Here is a 19,354-nt window from a genome sequence, read left to right as displayed (position 1 = left end):
TAACTTTACTGGCGAATATTATGAATAGAGAAAAAACCATTGCCAATTTGGCAGCATTGGCTGAACAAACGCAGCAAGTGCAATCTGATCGTATTGAATTAGTTCTTGAAGAAAGAAATGATGAGCATTTTCCTCCAATGTCTAAAGCAATGATGGAAACTCGTTCTGGTTTAACTAGAAGAAAGTTAGATGAAGCGATTACTCGTTTAGAGTCGGAAGGTCATCAATTTACAAAAAACAACGCTAATCATTACTCTATTTCATTAACAGAAGCACACATGTTAATGGAAGCTGCCGGTATGCTTTCTTTCCATGAGCAGAAAAAAAATGTAAATAATAAGCCTTGGGTTGTAAATGTTCAGAACCAAAAAGGGGGTACAGGTAAATCAATGAGTGCTGTACACCTTGCTGCTTGTCTGGCTTTAAATTTAGAAAAACGTTACCGTATTTGCTTAATCGATTTAGATCCACAAGGGTCTCTTCGTTTATTTTTAAACCCTCAAATCAGTGTTTCAGAGCAAGATACTATCTATTCTGCTGTTGATATTATGCTTGATAATGTGCCAGAAAATGAAGTTATTGATGGTCAGTTTATGGCTAAAAATGTGTTATTGAACACGCAATATCCGAATTTGAAAACTATTTCTGCTTTCCCTGAAGATGCTATGTTTAACGCAGAAGCATGGCAAGATTTGTCAACGAATGGGTCATTAGATATTGTTAAGCTATTGAAAGAAAAAGTGATAGATCCAATCGCTGATCAATTTGATGTGATTATGATTGATACAGGTCCACACGTTGATCCACTAGTGTGGAATGCCATGTATGCGTCTAATTCATTACTAATTCCATGTGCAGCTAAACGTTTAGACTGGGCATCAACAGTGAACTTTTTCCAACATTTACCAACGGTTTATGAAATGTTCCCGGAAGATTGGCATGGTTTAGAGTTTGTTCGTTTAATGCCTACGATGTTTGAAGATGATAATAAAAAACAAGTGTCAGTATTAACTGAGATGAATTATTTATTAGGCGATCAAGTAATGATGGCTACGATCCCAAGAAGTCGTGCATTTGAAATTTGTGCCGATACCTACAGTACTGTTTTTGATTTAACGGCGGCTGATTTTGAAGGTGGTAAAAAAACATTGGCAGTCGCTCAAGATGCAGTGAAGAAATGCGCTTTAGAATTTGAGCGTGTTTTACATAGTCACTGGAATTCGTTAAATAAAGGGGAGTACTAACCGATGGCAATTAAAACGTCAGACTTAAACGCAAAATTGTTTGGAAAAACAAATAAGCGTAGAGCGACAACCCCTGTTGAAGCTCAAAAAGCAGCAAAATCTCAAGCTCAAGTTATTGAACTAGCGGTTGCTGGTGAAGATATGGTGACGTTTGAATTACGTAAAATTCCGGCAAAAGACGTAAGTAACGCTACCGTTGTTTTTGCTGAAAATGCACGTGAACAGTCTTTTTTAACTGAGCATGCCTTATCTGATATTCTTTCAACGTTACGTGACCGTGGTCAGCAATACCCTGCGGTTGGTCGTCTTGTTGAAGGCGGAAAAATTGAAGTTCTCGATGGTAGTCGCCGTCGTATGTCGTGTATTTTAGCTGAGCAAGATTTCTTAATTTATGTTGCTGAAGGCATTAATACGAAACACGCTAAGTTTCTTTCTGATGTCGCTAACGCACATAAGCCGCTTTCTTTATATGAACGTGGTAAAGAAATGCATGCAATGTTGGCTCGAGGTGATGTTGCTGATCAAAAAGAATTAGCAAAAGTATGTCAGTGTAGTGAAGCTTTAGTGAGTGGGGCCCTAAAAGCCGCGACACTACCTTTAGAATTACTTCAGGCTTACCCAAGTGTGAGTGAGATTGGCCGTCCTACGGTAGTTAAGCTTCATAAGCTCTATAATACGTTGTCTGAAGAGGAGCAAACTGTGTTGCTTCATCAGTGTGCTGGAGAGCAAGGGGCTCTTTGGATGCGTTCTACAGCACTTGGTGTTAGTCGTATGACTAAAGAAGTCACAGAACTTATTGAAGTTTGGATTGAAGATTTACTACCAAAAGCAGAACCAACAAAACCACTAAGTACCGAATTAGTGAAAGGTCGAGCGTCTTATAAACGTAAAGGTTCAGCGTTAACGGTGAGTTTAAAGAAAGTTGATGATGCATTGATGGAAGATATTTTGGCGTATATTAGTCAAAAAGTGTCTTAATTCAATATCTAGATTTATATTAGATAAATAAAAAGCGGTACTTATTTTTATAATAAGTACCGCTTTTTTATGCCGATATGATTATTTATACTAAAGGAGCAAGATCTGCAGGGCGGTAGTTAACGGATTTTAATACCTTACCTTGCTTAATTACTTTATTATCAAGCTCTACATTTTGCGCACATTTAGCAATAATAAAACCGCCTTTCTCTGTCGACATCAATTCGATCCCTTGCTTTGCATAGAATACTTTTGTTTCTTGGTATTCAGCTTCTGTTTTGCATACTTTACTCATGTTGCTTGAATGCACTTCATCCCAGCATGGTAGAAAATCTATATCTAAATTTTTAGCGACGTTTAATAATAAATCGACTAAATACGAAATGCTTAAGTTGTCTTCTAGGTTCTTAGTTCCTAAATGAACAGCGCGGCCCATCAATACATAGACGGTATCGATAATCGCATCTGCTTGTTCTATTTTGGTGTCAGCAACCGCTAATTCTGTTAATTCTTCAATAGCTAATGAAGTGTGTAATGCATCATTCTTTTCATCTAAATATTCAGGTGCTTCTACGGCTAAGTCAAAAGTATGTCGAAATTGGTGAATATCTTGATAAAGCTTATGGTAGATAGGTTGAGTTAATTGACTTAAATGCATGATAATTCCTAAAGGATGAATTTATTTATGTAGGCTGATTATACTCGCTCATATTCCTATCGTCATACTTTCTATTGAGGTGTGCTAGAAATAATTATTCTCATGCTACAATTTAGGTATCTAATCATTTTGTTTTCTGGTTTTTTCCTAATGAATTCTCAGTTGTCCTTTCTTAATTCTGTATTGTCTGACGCTTCCGTTTGTAATATCCGTTACCCTATTTTATTAGAAGGTTCTAAAGCATGGTATGGCGATTTACTTTCTTCTTTTCTATCCCAAGATAATACGTCATCGCTGCTAACTGAAATTTATGGCGATATATCAATCTTAGATATTCCTTCTTTTGCTATTAAAAAAGCATTAAAAAAACTAGGTCAAGAATCTCAGTGTTTGATCATTAATATTTCAGATGAATTTAATGCAAATGCGATCAATGCAATATGTGGAACCTTGGTTGGAGGAGGGCTTGTTTTTTTTGTTAAAGATAAGAACTCGCAGTTACCGTCCACATTAATACAGTGGATCTCTGGCTTTAAAACAGAAATGATATGTTTATCTGAAGAATTATCGATTCCTCAGTATGAACGTCCTGAAAATGGTTCTACCGTATTCACATCAGAAGTGTATGCATCAAATGATCAAGACGTTGCGGTTTCAGCAATTAAGAAAGTCGTTACTGGACATGCGAAGCGTCCTTTAATTATTACCGCAGACAGAGGAAGAGGGAAATCATCAGCGATTGGTATTGCGATTGCAGAATTAGTGTTATCTCATAAATTAACGATCGCAATTACGGCACCACAAAGAGCCAGTGTTGATGAAATATTTTCTCATGCCGCTAGAGTTTCTATTCAACTGGGAATGCCTGTAGAACATAACAAAAATACACTTATCATTAATGGCAGTTCAATACTCTATATTGCACCGGATGAGTTAGTACGAGGCGAGCATTTAGTTGATGTCGTTTGTGTTGATGAAGCTGCTGCTATCCCTGCGCCAATGTTACTTTCATTATCTGAAAAATACTCTCGTATGATATTTTCAACAACAATCAATGGTTATGAAGGAACTGGGCGTGGTTTTGAAATTAAATTTAAACAGAGTCTAGCCAAAATAAGACCAAATTATCGAACTCTTGAAATGATAAAACCAATTCGTTGGAATGATAACGATCCATTAGAATTGTGGTTGAGTCATGTTTTTTTATTAAATCACGCCACGTCAGTAGATATTGAGTCTGAGTCTTTCTCTATTTCTTCTCGCGATATTTATTTTCGTCGTGTTAATACCGATGAATTATTAAGTAGTGCTTCACTATCCCAATCTCTTTTTTCTTTATTAGTCTCTGCTCATTATCAAACATCGCCTAACGATTGGATTTCTTTACTTACAGATACATCGTTAGAGTGTTGGGTTGGTATCGATAAAAAGACAAAGGCACTTATCGCTTGTACATTAATCTCTATTGAAGGGAATCTAGATAACGATCTTATTTCTGCCATACAGTGCGGAACTCGTCGTCCAAAAGGTCATTTAGTACCGGTCTCTTTAACACAAATATTGTGTATTGATGAACCTGCAATACAACATTGTGCCCGTATTATGAGAATTGCTATTGCTGTAGATTATCAAGGTAGAGGGATTGGTTCTGAATTTATTCATACTCTTTCTGAATATTATGCTGACGAGGGAATGGATTATTTAGGGACAAGCTTTGGTTCTACTTTTGAATTGAATCTATTTTGGTCTCAGTTAGGGTTTGGCTTTGTACGTTTAGGAATAACAAAAGACAAAGCAAGTGGTACCCATTCATTATTGGCGATTAAACCGTTATCGTTAAAATCACTTGAATGGAATCAAATTGCTGTTGAGTATTTCCATACATCGTTTCCTGAACAGTTAATGTCAGTATTCTCTCATTTAGGAATGAATGAATCAAAAGGGCTTTTATCTTCTTGTATCACTTCCAATCGACTAACACCAATTATGTTGAAAAGAGTTAGTGTGTACACAAAAGGTGGGTTAGGTGTTGAAGTGATTGGGTATGAATTACGAATGTTTGTTTTATCGAATATATTGTTATTAGATTCACTCTCTTTAATACAGCAGCAATTAGTTATTACAAAGCTTTTGCAGCTGAATGAGTGGAGTGAGGTGATTAAAATTACAGGGCTCTCAGGAAGGCGCGAAGCGGAATTAGTATTACGCGAATCTATTCAGTCAATCCTTATCAATTTACAGTGTAAATCATCTTAACCTTCAGTCTTCCTCTCTTTTAAATTTACAGTGTAAATCGAACACGCAGTATCAATTTACACTGTAAATCTGTTGTCTACTCTCTCTTCTTAGAAAAGCATTAACTAACCTCTAATATTCTCTTCATTTATATCGTGTCAAATAGTGAATATGATATATTCTTGATGTAATGGAAATGTTATTCATTCACCGTGTGGTCAAGGGATTTTTAAATGAATGAAAAAGGATTGAATCGTCTTAAAAAAGATGAGCTTGAATTTGTCGATGATAAAACAGCGGCATTACTTCTTAATACCCCAACAAATGCAAAAATTCTTTTATGGATAATTGCTGTCTTCTTTTGCATCTCTATAGCATGGGCTTCATGGGCAGAGATTGATAAAGTAACGGTAGGGCAAGGAAAAGTAATTCCATCTTCCCAATTACAGATAGTACAAAACCTTGAGGGCGGCTTAGTAAAAGACATGCTCGTAAAGGAAGGTGACCAAGTTACGAAAGGCCAACAATTATTATTAATTGATGACACTCGATTTCGTTCTGATTTTAGAGAGCGTAAAAAGCAACTCATAAATTTAACGGCGAGTGCTCAGCAACTATCTGCTTCGATGGACAGTATTCTTATTCAAGATATCAACAATAAAAAACGTTGGAAAGAATCCGTTATTATTTCGAATGATAAATTAGTGTTTGATGATGAGTTTAAAAAAGAAAATCCGATCGTTGCCCAAAGACAAATGGCTGAATACCGTGCCGACATGAATAACCTTAAAAACCGTATTTATGTATTCGATCAGCAAGTAGCACAAAAACAACAAGATTTACTTGAATTAAAATCTCGAGTGAAAAACTTACAAAAAGGCTATGGATATGCAAGAAAAGAATTAGCGATAACAAAACCGTTAGCTGATGAGGGGGTTGTTCCTCGTATTGAATTATTGAAACTTCAACGTCAATTGAATGATACGAAGAGAGAACTTACATCTACGGAATTAAAAATCCCAGTGTTAATTTCTGAAGCACAAGAAACAATCCTTAATCGTATTGATGCTGCGTTGAAGTTTCGCTCTGAACAACAAGAAAAGCTAAACACGATTCAAGATAAATTATCGGCACTTACTGAGTCCCAAGTTGGTTTAAAAGATAAAGTAAATCGAACTGTCGTTTTATCACCGGTGACAGGCACAATTAAAAAAATATATATCAATACGGTTGGTGGCGTTATTCAACCTGGAATGGATTTAATTGAGATTGTTCCGACTGAAGATACGTTGTTGATTGAAGCAAAAATTGCTCCGCAAGACATTGCCTTTTTAAGACCGGGGCTTTCTGCCATTGTTAAATTTAGTGCGTATGATTTCACTCGTTATGGTGGATTAAAAGGCGTTCTCGAATTTATCAGTGCTGATACGATCCAAGATGAAGAAGGAAATAGTTTTTATCTTGTAAGAATAAGAACATCACAAGATGAACTTGCGATAGAGAAACAATTTCTTATTATTCCTGGAATGACCGCGTCGGTCGATGTTATTACAGGAAAACGCAGTATTTTGGATTATTTACTAAAACCAATTGTTCAAGCGAAAAGTTCTGCTTTAAGAGAGTAACTATGTGGAGAAGGAGCGTTAGACAGAATGAGAGCTAAATGGTTAGTTGTTCCTTTAATTTTGTTCTCTATTGGCTCTATTGCATTTACGAAGCAAGATCTTGCTTGGATAAAAGCGGTTAAAGGTGAATATGGAGAAAGAGCAGGTAAACGGGTTTCTGCTTGGCGAAATTTGATTGAAGACATTGAGAATCAATCGGAGAACGAAAAGTTAGAACAAGTGAATCGGTTTTTTAATCAGCTCTATTTTGTTGATGATATTAAATTATGGGGAAAGAAAGATTATTGGGCTACTCCTTTAGAGTTTCTTGGTAGTAATGCTGGGGATTGTGAAGATTTTACGATAGCCAAATATTTTTCTTTATTATAACTTGGCGTACCAGATAAAAAACTCAGACTTATTTATTTGAAAGCGTTAGAGCTTAATCAGTTTCACATGGTTTTAGCTTATTACCCTACACCATCAGCAATTCCATTAATTTTAGACAATTTAGATAAAGAAATTAAACCAGCAACGCAAAGAACCGATTTATTGCCTATATACAGTTTTAATGGTCAACATTTGTGGTTGATGAAAGGCAAAGGAAATGGACAACAGGCAGGGAGGTCATCTCGATTAAGTTTATGGAATGACTTACGACAAAGAAACAAAGGCCTGAGGTTAAACCACCCAATTATAAATTATGATGAGTAAGTAAATGACATTATATAAACAGCTCGTATCATGGATGACAGCCGTCTTTTTATTGTTACTGATATCTGTCTTTGCGATTGAATTTCGCACCACTCAAACCTTCTTAGAGAACCAACAGCGCTCAGAAGTAAATAACACGATCAATTCGATGGGCCTCGCTCTTGCTCCTTATTTAGAAAATGAGGATAAAGTTGCAGCAGAATCTGTGATTAATGCTTTATTTGATGGCAGTTATTATTCTGCTGTGAGATTAACGTTATTAAGCACAAATGAAGAAATTGTTAGAGTCTATCCAATTAAAATCGAAAATGTTCCTAAATGGTTTACGGATTTAAATTTATTTAGAACGATTTCAGAGAATCGAGTTATTACGAGTGGCTGGATTCAATTAGCTGAAGTTGAGATCGTTACTCATCCAGGGTATGCCTATCAACAGCTTTGGAATTCTTTAACGCAATTGGGAATGATCTTTTTCATCGTAATAGGCTTAGGGATTGTTGTTATTTCAATGGTTGTGAAAAGAGCCCTGTCTCCGCTGCAATCTATTGTTATAAAAATGAAAGAAGTCTCAGAGAATAATTTTGATACTAAATTAGCAAAACCAAAAACGAAAGATTTAGAAGCAGTGATTTCTGGTATTAATTCAATGTCTTCGCAAATTTCATTGAGTTTTAAAGCTCAAGTGCAAGAGGCTGAAAAACTAAGGGACCAAGTCTATCTTGATCCAATTTCAGGATTGGGGAACCGTTCATTTTTTATGGGCCAACTTAATACGTGGTTATCTGAGTCTTCAAAAGGTGGTATTGCAATATTAAAAGTTAACTTTATCAATAGGGTGTACGAGCAAGACGGTTATGAAGCTGGAGACGATCTCGTTCATCAGTTGGCTAATTTATTAAAAGCGACACTCCCTAGTTCTAATGTCACATTAACTCGTTTAAATTCCTCTGAGTTTGGTTTCATTTTCCCTAACATAGAAGAAGTTGAATTAAAGCTTGCAGCTGAAAATATTATTGCTTATACGCAAGATATTAAGGGCGATCCGACGGCGACTGCGCCTGTTGATGCTGAGCTTGGTGTTGTCTTTAATGAAAATAGAAAAACAACAACAGAGATCCTTTCTTTAGTCGATAACGCATTAACTCAAGCGCATGCTACCCCTGAATTATTGTTTGGGTTTATTGCTGATGAAAGTCAACATCAGTTAATGGGTAAACAACAATGGAAGCAATTTGTTGATGAGGCGATTAGTGAGCAACTGTTTAATTTTACACTTCAACTAGCAACCGCTCGTATTGGTACTGTATTTCATCAAGAAGTGTTTTCAGCTATTGAGAAAGAGGGGCAACGTTATTCTGCCAATCAATATTTGTTTGCTTTAGAGCAATTAAATGAAACAACCTCATTTGATCAATTTGTTATAAGCACAATGCTTGAGAGAATTAAAACCCAAGAGATAACACAACCAGTGGCGATCAATTTAGCGAATGGAAGTGTAGCAAATCCAAGCTTTGTACGTTGGTTGACAGCTATTTTGAAAAAAAATAAAGAAGCAATGCCTTTGTTGCACTTTGAGATCCAAGAAAGTGCTTTTATTGAGAGTGAGGATCATACGGCTTTATTATGTAATGTTATCCGAGAATCTGGTGCAGAGTTTGGTGTTGATAACTATGGTCGTAATTTTGAATCTTTAGAATACATCAAAGTATTTAGACCTAAGTACGTGAAATTAGATTATTTATTTACACACCAATTGGATGACGAAAAGCAACGCTATATTTTAACGTCAATATCAAGAACGGCACAAAGTCTGGGTATTACAACGATTGCCTCTCGTGTTGAAAATAAAGAGCAATTAGAGTTGTTATCTGAGCATCATATTGATGTTTTCCAAGGTTTTTTTGTTAATGAAAAAGTGAAGGATGAGTAGTATGAAAGATTCCTTATTGCATTCACTTTGTTATGTAAGCAGTTACTACGGCCAGTTGAATTCTCCAGAGGCTTTGATTAATGGCCTTCCATTACAAGATGGCAAATTAACACCGATGTTATTTTCTCGTGCTGCTGAAAAGGCAGGGTTAATAGCAAAAGAAAATCGAACTGAATTACGTCATATTCCCTCATTGATATTACCTGTGGTTTTATTATTAAAAGAGGGTGAATCTTGTGTATTAATTGGGTTTGATGCTGATAAGAAAGAAGCTGAAATCATAGTTTCAAGTTCAGATATGCTTCCTATTTCAATTTCTGTTGAAGATTTAGAATCTCAATATACTGGACGGTATTTCTTATTGAAAAAGAAATTTCGTTATGATGATCGTTCCCCAGAAATTTTAAAGAAGCGAGAAGGACATTGGTTTTGGAGTACCTTATTTGAATCGAAGCATATTTATCGAGATGTGTTTCTTGCTTCTATATTGATTAATATTTTTGCGATAGCAACACCTATGTTTACTCGGCTGGTGTACGATAAAGTAGTTCCTAACCTTGCTTTTGAATCTCTATGGGTTTTGGCTTCTGGTATTTTTATTGTCTTTGTTTTTGATTTCGTACTGAAATACTTACGTGGTTATTTCATTGATGTTGCAGGTAAAAAATCAGATGTGTTAATTTCATCGAAATTATTTCAAAAAGTTCTTGGAATTAGAATGGAGGCGAAGCCACCTTCTGTTGGTGCATTTGCTCGACATTTGCAAGAGTTTGAGTCTATTCGAGAGTTTTTTACATCAGCAACGATAGCGTCATTAATTGATTTACCTTTTGCTCTATTGTTCTTATTTATTATATATCTGATTGCGGGACCGATTGTTTTAGTTCCTATTGTCGGGATTGTATTATTGTTAATCCATGCGGCCATCATTCAGGGCCCTCTAAAGAAAACGATTGAAGAAGGTTCTCGATTGTCTTCTCAGAAGTACGCAAATCTTATTGAAAGTTTGGTTGGATTAGAGACGTTAAAATTATTTAATGCTCAAAGCCAATTTCAATATCGCTGGGAAGAAGCGGTAACGCATATTTCTAATTGGAGCATTAAAAGCCGTCGTATTACGGATTCTATTCAAAATATGGCGGGGTTTGTTCAGCAAGCGGTGAACATTGGAATGATTATTGTTGGTGTTTATTTAATTGCTAATGGTGATTTAACCATGGGAGCATTGATTGCTTCTACCATGTTAAGTGGTAAGGCGATTGGTCCTTTGGTGCAGATATCTTTGCTATCTACACGTTATAACCAAGCTAAGTCTTCGATGACTATCATTGAGCAATTAATGGCAATGCCTGATGAGCAAGAAGAAGGTAAGCGTTATATTCATCGACCGGTTCTTCAAGGCAAAATTGAATTAGATAAAGTGACATTTAACTACCCTGAAGCTCAAATGTCTGCCGTTCGTGATATTAGCTTGACGATTAACCCTGGTGAAAAAGTAGCGATCATTGGTCGGATTGGTTCAGGTAAAACAACATTAGAACGTCTCATTATGGGGCTCTATCAAGCTACTGAGGGCTCTGTACGAATTGATGATACCGATATCTCCCAATTGCATCATGTCGACGTACGACGCAATATAGGCTGTGTACCGCAAGATATTACTTTATTTTATGGTTCTATCCGAGAAAATATTATGCTTGGCCGAGAGTTATCTGATGACAGTGAAGTGATGGAAGCGGCAAACCGTGCAGGGGTAACCGCTTTTACACAGCAAGATCCTGCTGGATTAGAGAGACAAGTTGGGGAAGGGGGCTTATTACTTTCTGGTGGTCAGCGTCAATCTGTTGCGATAGCGAGAGCATTAATTGGTAGGCCTCCTGTATTGCTTTTAGATGAGCCAACAAGCAGCATGGATAATCGTTCTGAGTTATTGTTTAAGAATCAATTATCTCATTTGAAACCGTCAGAGACCTTAATTTTAATTACGCATAAAACATCAATGCTTGATGTGGTTGATAGGGTCATTGTTATGGAAAAAGGTCATATCATTGCTGATGGACCAAAAGCAACGGTATTAAATGAATTAAAGACGGGTAAAGTCAGAGCCGTGAGTTAGTTTTATTTTCTTGAAGGTAAGGAATTTGAATGTTGCTGAGTTAGCATTGGCCCGTCTAAAAAAGCCAATTTCACCATCGCTGTTTTTTTAAAAGGTATCGAAAATATAATTATCGGGGATTTTATAACTGTTTTAGCCCTATTTCATGAGTTTTAGATACACTTATCCTACAAACCTTATTATGCTGCCCTCAATTCTGACTGAACTATCGCATGGGTGACTAAATCATTGACCGAATTTCCGACTCGGAAATTCGTAAACACCAGACGACTTTCACATAAAATACATTCGTACGGATCTACTTTTACATATCCTTTTAACATTGCGGCATACCCTGGCATTTTCGGCTCAGCTTCTATTGTCATACCTAAAGCTGCATAAACTCTAGGCAGAGCTTCTCCACGACGACGCATTGATAAAAAACCGTAGTATCGGATCATCTTGAAATGTTTATCAGGATAGTGCTCTACTATCCGTCTTATCATCTCTTCTGGTGATAATGTTAGGCTGTCTGTTGTTCCTGTTCGATGGTCTAAATAATTAAACGTTATCATTCCGCCTTTGGCGTAATGACTTAAACGTGACGCTGAAATCGGGGGCCGTTTTAAATACCGACCAAGATAGTTCATCGTCGGTTTTACATTATTTGTCTTTTTAGCAAAATGAAGCTTCCAACGACGATTATATTGACTGCTTAAAAAGCGTGACCAATCCGTTTTATTACGGATATAGGGGCATTCTTCGCTTGATAAATCAAGCTCATAATAAGCCTTACCCAATAAACTGACGATAGCCGCTCTCCAACAAGGCTCTGTCGTTTTCATTTGGAAGTAAATGGGTTTCCATAAACCGGTACGTTCACAAATTCCCCCACGAGTGACCGATAAATGTAAGTGCGTATTCCAATTCAGTTTTCGACCGTAAGTATGAAGAGCACAAAAGATACCGACATCTATTCCTTTATCTTTTGCCCATCCCAGCAGAATGTTTGCAGCACATTTGAATAATTTATTTAACAGCCAACGGTTATGACGAAAGATAGGCCATAGCGTGTTTGGAAGGGTAAAGGTGATGTGTTGATATTCGCATTCAGGGAAGACATGTTGTTGCTTTTGTATCCATCGCTCTGTGGCTTTCATGCCACAGCTACTGCACGCTCGAGATTTACAGGTTTGGTGAATATATTTGATATGGGTACAGTCAGGGTTGCAACAATGATATTCGCGAGAGCCAAAAGCCGCTGTCCCACAGGACAGCATCTTTGTGACATTTTCAATCACGACCGCTCTTAGGTTAGCTTTGTTATTATGAAGAAATTTAAGCCAGTTATTTTGACTATTAAATAATTGTTTCAGGGGTTTATATGCGTGCATAGCGATAGGATAAACGATTTATTGGCAACAATGGAAGAGGTTGAGTCCTTTTGATTTGCGCCGTAGGCGCCTATTGTTCTTCGCTTAGGCGATATTGCAACCGTCACCCGGGGCTATCAAGAACCAGCCTCTATGATAGTTCGCTATAACGGACAACGAGCCATTGGTTTTGGGATTTCCAATGTCACTGGTGGCAATGTAGTGAATATGGGAGACGCTGTAAAAGCTCGAATTTCAGAGCTTGAAAGTCAACGTCCATTAGGTATTGACTTAAATATAATCTCAATGCAATCAGACTCTGTTCGAGCTTCGGTGGCCAATTTTATTGATAACTTAATCGCTGCCGTTGTCATTGTATTTATCGTATTACTTATGTTTATGGGGCTACGATCTGGCGTTATTATTGGCTTTGTCTTGCTTCTTACCGTTGCAGGCACCTTATGCATCATGTTAATTGAAGATATTGCAATGCAACGGATATCTCTTGGGGCATTGATCATTGCTCTTGGCATGTTAGTCGATAATGCCATTGTAGTTACAGATGGTATTCTAGTTCGACTTCAAACAACCCCTGACGACAATCGAGAAGAGATCGTTTCTGATGTTGTCAATGCAACAAAATGGCCTTTACTTGGTGGTACCGTCGTTGGTATTTGTGCTTTTAGTGCCATTGGCCTATCCCCTTCTGATATGGGCGAATACGCCGGATCTTTATTTTGGGTAATTTTATACTCAATGTTATTAAGCTGGGTATTCGCTGTAACCATCACTCCAATGCTATGTTATGACTTTCTGAAAGTAAAACCTCTCGACAAAAATGCCCCTATTAGTCGCATTAGTCAAATGTACCGCCACCTACTCGCTTGGGTATTAAACTATCGTTGGGCCACTTTAAGTATATTAATCATTATTTTGTTCAGCGCTATTTACGGGGTACGTTACATTCCACCCGGATTTATGCCGGAATCACAACGTGCTCAATTTGTAATTGATGTCTATTTACCACAAGGCTCAGACATAAAACGCACTGAACAAACAATTGAACAGATAGAGCAAGATGTTAAACAGAAAGAAGGCATTACTAATGTAACCAGTTTCGTAGGTGGTGGTGGTTTACGCTTTATGCTGACCTATTCACCTGAAGCGAGAAATCCAAGTTATGGACAACTATTAATAGACATTGATGATTATCAAAACATTGCTCCATTACTTATTGAATTACAGACTGAACTCGATGATAAATACACAGATGCATCGATTAAAGTATGGAAATTCATGCTCGGTCGTGGGGGCGGTAAAAAAATTGAAGCCGGATTTAAAGGCCCAGACAGTCATGTGCTTCGTCAATTAGCAGAACAAGCAAAAGCAATCATGTTAAATGATCCGCAATTGATTGCAGTTCAAGACGATTGGCGTCAACAAATTCCAGTATTACGCCCTCGCTATTCTGCAGAAAAAGCACAGCAGTTTGGGTTAACAACACAAGAGATAAACCAAGCCATCGCACAGACTTTATCAGGACGAAATGTTGGGGTTTATCGCGAAGGAAATGATCTTATTCCAATCGTCGCACGTTCACCAGACGTCGAACGAGATCATCAACGTGCGATTGAAAATACAGAAGTATACAGTCATACTGCCAATAGTTTTATCTCTATTAATCAATTAATTGAGTCATCAAATGTGGTATGGCAAGATGCTATTCTACGTCGTATTGATAGAGTTCCAACTATATTAGTTCAAGCCGATCCCGCTCCTGGCGTATTAACCACCGATGCCTTTAATCAAGTACAAGAAAAAATTGAAGCAATAGAGTTACCATCGGGCTATCAACTTATTTGGTATGGTGAGTATAAAGCGTCAAAAGATGCTAACGAAGGCTTATTAATTTCTGCACCTTATGGGTTTGCAGCGATGATTTTAGCGGTCATATTTATGTTTAACGGGCTTCGTCAGCCATTGGTCATTTGGTTAACGGCACCATTAGCGATCATCGGAGTTACCGTTGGGCTCGTTGCGTTCCAAACACCATTTGAATTTATGGCAATATTAGGCTTTTTAAGTTTGATTGGTATGATGGTAAAAAATGCCATTGTTTTGGTTGATCAAGCCGATCTTGAAGTCAAAAATGGAAAAACGCCTTACTATGCGATTATTGATGCCTCATTAAGTCGTGCAAGGCCTGTATTACTTGGCGCACTAACAACAATTTTAGGTGTAGCGCCTTTACTTGTAGATCCATTCTTCAAAAGTATGGCAGTTACTATTATGTTTGGTTTGTTATTCGCCACCATTCTCACCCTTATCGTAATACCTCTATTCTATGGTATGTTATTTAGAATAAAAGTGACTCAATAGAAATGACAGTAAGCATAAGATTACTGAGTTAAAAATAATAGAAAGGAGCGAATAATCGCTCCTTTCTATATTTTCTGTTCATATTTTCCACACCAACAAAGATTAAAACTTAGCACTGCCATCCATCTTTGTTTGGCTAAAATTGACAGCATCAGGTTTCTTATCTTTTTCTATCTCAGCCGTTGTTGTACTTGGTTTTGAAACGATACCTTTCTCGTTAGCATCCAATTTAGGCTCATCATCGACCATAAATTCATTTTCATCAGGAAAGTAACTTTGTCTTTGATACAGTTTATCTAAAGACTTAATAACCGCGTGCTTTCTCAACTTTCCTCGTTTCATTTTATCATGAAGAGGTTTCGCCATTCCTTGTAAACCTATCACAGCATCCACACCGACTAAGTGTCCAACATGATCTCGTCGACTTGCTGCCGCTTCAATGCCATTTGCAGCCGCTAACCAAAACCAAATATACGCAACAGAATTGCCTTTTTCAGTCGTGTCTGCGCCCATTTCACCCGCAAAATATTGCGCTTTAGGATCACCACTTTCTGCTGCAAGTTCTAACCAATATGTCGCTTTTTTAGGATCGACGGCAACGCCTTTACCTTCGGCATATTGTTTACCAATACGTATTTGAGCTTCGGTATTATCTAACATCGCTGCTCGTAAATTCCATTCCGCCGCCAATTTCGCATTAGGCTGAGGGTTTGCTTCTGCCACATACCAATCTGCAATAAATAGTTGAGCAGGAATATGTTCCATTTCTGCCGCTTCATCAATTAATGCAATGCCTTTTTCAATATTAGCATCAACGCCATTACCTTGTATAAAGGCGATACCTAACGCTAATTTTTTTTCGGCCCCACCTTCTTCTGCAGCCAGGACTTGCCCCCAAAATTTAGATTTACTTTTTAACTCAGAATCTTCACGACGACTATCACATAAGCGGATGACAGAACGGATGGCAATAGCGTTGTCGTGATTTGCAGCCATTTCATACCAATGCAATGCTTCTTCAAAATTATTCATTTCCGCTTCTTTGGCTAAAAAAAGCTGTGTCGAAATATGCCCTGTTTGTGCTTTATATACTCGTTCTTGCCTTTCTGCTGCTCGAGCTTCCGAAAGCGCCCTACGGTAAGAGATCGCCTCTCTCTCTTTTCTTTCGTCGACCTTTCTTTGCTTACTGTTCGCAAAAAAGAAATTAATACACACCATTACTAATAAAACAACCAGTCCAGTGACTGCTACTTGTATCCAATCCATGCTACACCATTACTCTATATTTTTGATATCACTCTTATTATCGGCTTTTATAAGCAAAACATTAACAATAATTTAGTGATATAGATTCAATATTCACACTGATAAGTCATTATTTTATTAAATATTTTTCATTCATTGATATTTTGTTTGAATTATTTAGAAAGTAGGACTACTATCCGAGTCTTGGGGAGTAGTCACAAGGTTTAATACTTAATCTTGTTCAGATATCGTCATCCCGAAGTTTCGACTTCCGGTATCTGTAAGTGGGCAATGAATGCCAATCACTTTGACAAGACCAATACCATAACGTTAATTATTATTGTTAATGGTAGAAGGTCTGTGCTCTCAATTTTAGTGCCATAGTCCTTTTACCTATTTTAAGGAATTACTATGTCACCGTTAACTTGGGAACTATTTGGTTTCGTTGTTCTCGCTCTATTTGCTCTAGATCTATTTCAAACAAGAAAAAACACACCTAGCTTAAAACAAGCATTAGTATGGTCATTTTTTTGGTTTGTTCTTGCCTTTATTTTCTGTGCAATTATTTACCTATACTGGCCGTTAATGGCGCCAGAAAGTACTTATTCGCCTTCAGATGCAAGCATGGCCTTCATTACTGGTTATCTATTAGAAAAAATGCTGAGTGTCGATAATTTATTCGTCTTCGCGTTGATCTTTAGTCAGTTTATTGTGCCTGAACAAAGCCGTCCAAGGATCTTATTGTGGGGTATCATCGGTGCGCTTGTTTTACGTGGCATCATGATCTTTGTTGGCGCAGAGTTATTGACTCAATACCATTGGATCCTCTACATCTTCGCCGTATTCTTGATTATCACAGGTATTAAATTGTGGTTTACGGATACTGAAGCAGAAAGTGATTTTTCATCATCAAAATTTGTCGTTTTCTTGAAAAAACACATCCCATTTGATGATAAGTATTACGGCCATCAATTGATTGCCAAAGTAAATGGTAAAATGATAGCAACCCCACTGTTACTTGTGGTTATTGTTATTATGTTTACCGATATCATGTTTGCATTAGATTCCATTCCTGCCATCTTTGCGATTACTCAAGAACCATTCTTAGTGTTCTCAGCAAACGTATTCGCTTTACTTGGTTTGCGCTCTTTATACTTTGTATTGCAAGGCATGCTAAGCAAGTTCTGTTATTTACAACCTGCATTAGCATTCATCCTTGGTTTCATCGGGATTAAAATGTTCCTTGTTGATACGGCTTATGAAGTCCCGACTGCTTTCTCGTTATTAACGATTGTCGGTATTATCACTTTAGCGATTGTAGGCTCTATCTACAAAAATAAATCACAAGACGCATAACTAACCTTAAGCGGCCATCAACTCTGATGGCTGCTTCTTAAATCCTATTATCTCATTCCATTAAATAGAGTCTATTCTTACTATTACATTATTCTCATCTTTATAAGGTTTTCATGAAAAAATTACTGTTATCTTTCAGCTTGTTGCTTCTTTCATTTTCTAGTTTTGCTCACGAAGAATGCTCAAATAAAGAAATTGTTGGTCAAATTGAAACGATTCACATTAAAGAGCTCGACTCAAATTATAAAGCTCGGATAGATACAGGGGCTGCCACCACATCTATTCATGCAACAGACATCAAAATCCTGAATAAAGAAGGTGAAAGTAAAAACATGCGTGATCACCTCGGTGATACCATTGAATTCACAACCTACAATGAAAAAAATGAAGCATCAAAGCACACCGGTCGTATCATCCGTGTCAGTAAGATTCGTAATGCTCAAGGGGTTGAACGTCGTTATGCTGTTCGTATGCATTTAGAATTCAATGGAAAAGAAAAGAAAGTCGCGATTAATTTACGTGACCGAAGCAAACTGGATTATAAATTATTGATAGGTCGTAACTGGCTTGAAGGTGATTATTTAGTCGATGTTGAAAGAAACGTCGAATAACGTTTATTTTTTAATCACTTAAACTGAATTATAGAAAAAACGCTTTACAAGAAAATCATCTCCCCTTATTATACGCGGCATTGGAGGGATGGCTGAGTGGTCGAAAGCACCGGTCTTGAAAACCGGCAACCGTTAATAGCGGTTCTAGGGTTCAAATCCCTATCCCTCCACCACATTCTAAAGCCTTAGCAGAAATGCTAGGGCTTTTTTGTATCTATCGTATTAGAAATAACGAACCTAAGAATAAAGCAAGACAAACGTAAGCGTGCGGGGAACTACACCTAACAAATAAAATTCATTATGCGTATCTTACGATCTTTCATTTAACGAGAACGTAATTATGCAAAAAGATAAAAAGAGAACACCAGAGCAATGGCACGCTCTATTTGAATCTCAGCAATCTAGCAAGCTTAGTGCCGCTGAATTTTGTCGTAACCATAATATTCTGCCAAAGACATTTAGTGCACGTAAAGCACGATGGAAACAAAAGATTAACATTGCCAGCTAATACTGAACCTCACTGGATAGGACTCTTATTAAAAGGGTATCAATCATGAATGTATTTACTGATGTTTCCACCATTTATCTTCATCGTGATTTTGTCGATTTTCGCAAGGCCATTAATGGCCTTGTCGTGATTGTTGAGCAAGAAATGCAACTATCACCGTTTAGTGATGCTCTATTTATATTTTGCAATAAGCCTCGTGATAAACTCAAAATATTGTATTGGGATAAAACAGGATTCGCTTTATGGTACAAGCGATTAGATGAAGACCGCTTCAAATGGCCACGAAATATAAATAACGATACGTTAGCATTATCAGAGCAGCAACTGACACTGCTATTACAAGGTTTTGATATCTTAGGACATCAACCGGTACATTATCAAACAACCCTTTAAATAGTTGATTCTCAGTCAAGAATAGGAGGCA

13 protein-coding genes, 1 tRNA gene and 2 pseudogenes are annotated in these 19,354 nt (G+C 37.2%); 13 read left to right on the top strand and 3 right to left on the bottom strand.

Features of this window, described 5'->3' with window-relative positions:
- The first annotated feature begins 20 nt into the window (after positions 1-20).
- A complete protein-coding gene (locus tag VSAL_RS21715; RefSeq protein ID WP_012552305.1) occupies positions 21-1,244 on the top strand; it encodes a ParA family protein in 1,224 nt (407 codons plus the stop codon).
- A 3-nt stretch (positions 1,245-1,247) separates the two neighbouring features.
- Positions 1,248-2,222 (top strand): ParB/RepB/Spo0J family partition protein, encoded by a 975-nt coding sequence (locus VSAL_RS21710; protein ID WP_012552304.1) that lies wholly within the window; start codon positions 1,248-1,250, stop codon positions 2,220-2,222.
- An 85-nt stretch (positions 2,223-2,307) separates the two neighbouring features.
- On the opposite strand, the gene VSAL_RS21705 is transcribed toward VSAL_RS21710, so the two are convergent.
- Positions 2,308-2,880 (bottom strand): nucleoside triphosphate pyrophosphohydrolase family protein, encoded by a 573-nt coding sequence (locus VSAL_RS21705; RefSeq protein WP_012552303.1) that lies wholly within the window; start codon positions 2,878-2,880, stop codon positions 2,308-2,310.
- Positions 2,881-3,030: 150 nt separating this feature from the next.
- Here VSAL_RS21705 and VSAL_RS21700 point away from each other — a divergent pair, with 150 nt between their 5' ends.
- The 5 genes and pseudogenes from VSAL_RS21700 (at position 3,031) to VSAL_RS21680 (ending at position 11,479) form a co-directional block, all read left to right on the top strand.
- Positions 3,031-5,136 (top strand): GNAT family N-acetyltransferase, encoded by a 2,106-nt coding sequence (locus VSAL_RS21700; RefSeq protein WP_231850950.1) that lies wholly within the window; start codon positions 3,031-3,033, stop codon positions 5,134-5,136.
- Positions 5,137-5,348: 212 nt separating this feature from the next.
- Positions 5,349-6,740 carry an HlyD family type I secretion periplasmic adaptor subunit gene (locus VSAL_RS21695; RefSeq protein WP_012552301.1) on the top strand — a complete coding sequence of 464 codons (1,392 nt, stop codon included), beginning with the start codon at positions 5,349-5,351 and terminating at the stop codon, positions 6,738-6,740.
- Between the two features lie 27 nt (positions 6,741-6,767).
- Positions 6,768-7,433, top strand: a pseudogene (locus VSAL_RS21690) (transglutaminase-like cysteine peptidase).
- A 4-nt stretch (positions 7,434-7,437) separates the two neighbouring features.
- The gene (locus VSAL_RS21685; RefSeq protein ID WP_012552300.1) at positions 7,438-9,363 is read left to right on the top strand and encodes a bifunctional diguanylate cyclase/phosphodiesterase; all 1,926 of its coding nucleotides are present in this window, start codon (positions 7,438-7,440) and stop codon (positions 9,361-9,363) included.
- A 1-nt stretch (position 9,364) separates the two neighbouring features.
- A complete protein-coding gene (locus VSAL_RS21680) occupies positions 9,365-11,479 on the top strand; it encodes a type I secretion system permease/ATPase (protein WP_044583616.1) in 2,115 nt (704 codons plus the stop codon).
- Positions 11,480-11,658: 179 nt separating this feature from the next.
- Here VSAL_RS21680 and VSAL_RS21675 read toward each other — a convergent pair whose 3' ends face one another.
- Positions 11,659-12,852, bottom strand: coding sequence for an IS91-like element ISVsa9 family transposase (locus VSAL_RS21675; RefSeq protein WP_012548955.1), 1,194 nt, complete (start codon positions 12,850-12,852; stop codon positions 11,659-11,661).
- 75 nt (positions 12,853-12,927) lie between these two features.
- On the opposite strand from VSAL_RS21675, the pseudogene VSAL_RS21670 reads away from it, so the two are divergent.
- A pseudogene (locus tag VSAL_RS21670) lies at positions 12,928-15,210 on the top strand (efflux RND transporter permease subunit); the annotation flags it as partial.
- Between the two features lie 102 nt (positions 15,211-15,312).
- Here VSAL_RS21670 and VSAL_RS21665 read toward each other — a convergent pair.
- Positions 15,313-16,476 carry a tetratricopeptide repeat protein gene (locus VSAL_RS21665; RefSeq protein ID WP_012551469.1) on the bottom strand — a complete coding sequence of 388 codons (1,164 nt, stop codon included), beginning with the start codon at positions 16,474-16,476 and terminating at the stop codon, positions 15,313-15,315.
- Between the two features lie 390 nt (positions 16,477-16,866).
- Here VSAL_RS21665 and VSAL_RS21660 point away from each other — a divergent pair, with 390 nt between their 5' ends.
- The 5 genes from VSAL_RS21660 to tnpB all read left to right on the top strand — a co-directional run bounded on the left by VSAL_RS21660 (position 16,867) and on the right by tnpB (position 19,323).
- Positions 16,867-17,811, top strand: a complete 945-nt coding sequence (locus tag VSAL_RS21660; RefSeq protein ID WP_012551468.1) for a TerC/Alx family metal homeostasis membrane protein — start codon at positions 16,867-16,869, stop codon at positions 17,809-17,811.
- A 113-nt stretch (positions 17,812-17,924) separates the two neighbouring features.
- Entirely contained in the window at positions 17,925-18,422 is a 498-nt protein-coding gene (locus VSAL_RS21655; RefSeq protein WP_012551467.1) for an ATP-dependent zinc protease family protein, read from the top strand.
- Between the two features lie 82 nt (positions 18,423-18,504).
- Positions 18,505-18,595 (top strand) — tRNA-Ser (locus VSAL_RS21650).
- 167 nt (positions 18,596-18,762) lie between these two features.
- Positions 18,763-18,930 (top strand): IS66 family insertion sequence element accessory protein TnpA, encoded by a 168-nt coding sequence (tnpA, locus tag VSAL_RS23110; RefSeq protein WP_231850883.1) that lies wholly within the window; start codon positions 18,763-18,765, stop codon positions 18,928-18,930.
- Positions 18,931-18,975: 45 nt separating this feature from the next.
- Complete coding sequence (tnpB, locus tag VSAL_RS21645) at positions 18,976-19,323, top strand: IS66 family insertion sequence element accessory protein TnpB (protein ID WP_012548924.1); 348 nt, start codon at positions 18,976-18,978, stop codon at positions 19,321-19,323.
- Positions 19,324-19,354: the final 31 nt, after the last annotated feature.

The sequence above is a fragment of the Aliivibrio salmonicida LFI1238 genome (assembly GCF_000196495.1).
In the GTDB taxonomy this organism is placed as follows: Bacteria; Pseudomonadota; Gammaproteobacteria; order Enterobacterales; family Vibrionaceae; genus Aliivibrio; species Aliivibrio salmonicida.
The sequence above is the reverse complement of the archived record's forward strand: the minus strand, read 5'-3'. Positions and strand labels throughout refer to the sequence as shown.

What these genes read in the sequence shown, in the direction of transcription:
- VSAL_RS21680 (WP_044583616.1), top strand. Translation starts at nt 9,365, where the DNA reads ATGAAAGATTCCTTATTGCATTCACTTTGTTATGTAAGCAGTTACTAC.
- VSAL_RS21715 (WP_012552305.1), top strand. Translation starts at nt 21, where the DNA reads ATGAATAGAGAAAAAACCATTGCCAATTTGGCAGCATTGGCTGAACAA.
- VSAL_RS21660 (WP_012551468.1), top strand. Translation starts at nt 16,867, where the DNA reads ATGTCACCGTTAACTTGGGAACTATTTGGTTTCGTTGTTCTCGCTCTA.
- tnpA (WP_231850883.1), top strand. Translation starts at nt 18,763, where the DNA reads ATGCAAAAAGATAAAAAGAGAACACCAGAGCAATGGCACGCTCTATTT.
- VSAL_RS21665 (WP_012551469.1), bottom strand. Translation starts at nt 16,476, where the DNA reads ATGGATTGGATACAAGTAGCAGTCACTGGACTGGTTGTTTTATTAGTA.
- VSAL_RS21685 (WP_012552300.1), top strand. Translation starts at nt 7,438, where the DNA reads ATGACATTATATAAACAGCTCGTATCATGGATGACAGCCGTCTTTTTA.
- VSAL_RS21705 (WP_012552303.1), bottom strand. Translation starts at nt 2,880, where the DNA reads ATGCATTTAAGTCAATTAACTCAACCTATCTACCATAAGCTTTATCAA.
- VSAL_RS21710 (WP_012552304.1), top strand. Translation starts at nt 1,248, where the DNA reads ATGGCAATTAAAACGTCAGACTTAAACGCAAAATTGTTTGGAAAAACA.
- VSAL_RS21675 (WP_012548955.1), bottom strand. Translation starts at nt 12,852, where the DNA reads ATGCACGCATATAAACCCCTGAAACAATTATTTAATAGTCAAAATAAC.
- VSAL_RS21700 (WP_231850950.1), top strand. Translation starts at nt 3,031, where the DNA reads ATGAATTCTCAGTTGTCCTTTCTTAATTCTGTATTGTCTGACGCTTCC.
- VSAL_RS21655 (WP_012551467.1), top strand. Translation starts at nt 17,925, where the DNA reads ATGAAAAAATTACTGTTATCTTTCAGCTTGTTGCTTCTTTCATTTTCT.
- VSAL_RS21695 (WP_012552301.1), top strand. Translation starts at nt 5,349, where the DNA reads ATGAATGAAAAAGGATTGAATCGTCTTAAAAAAGATGAGCTTGAATTT.
- tnpB (WP_012548924.1), top strand. Translation starts at nt 18,976, where the DNA reads ATGAATGTATTTACTGATGTTTCCACCATTTATCTTCATCGTGATTTT.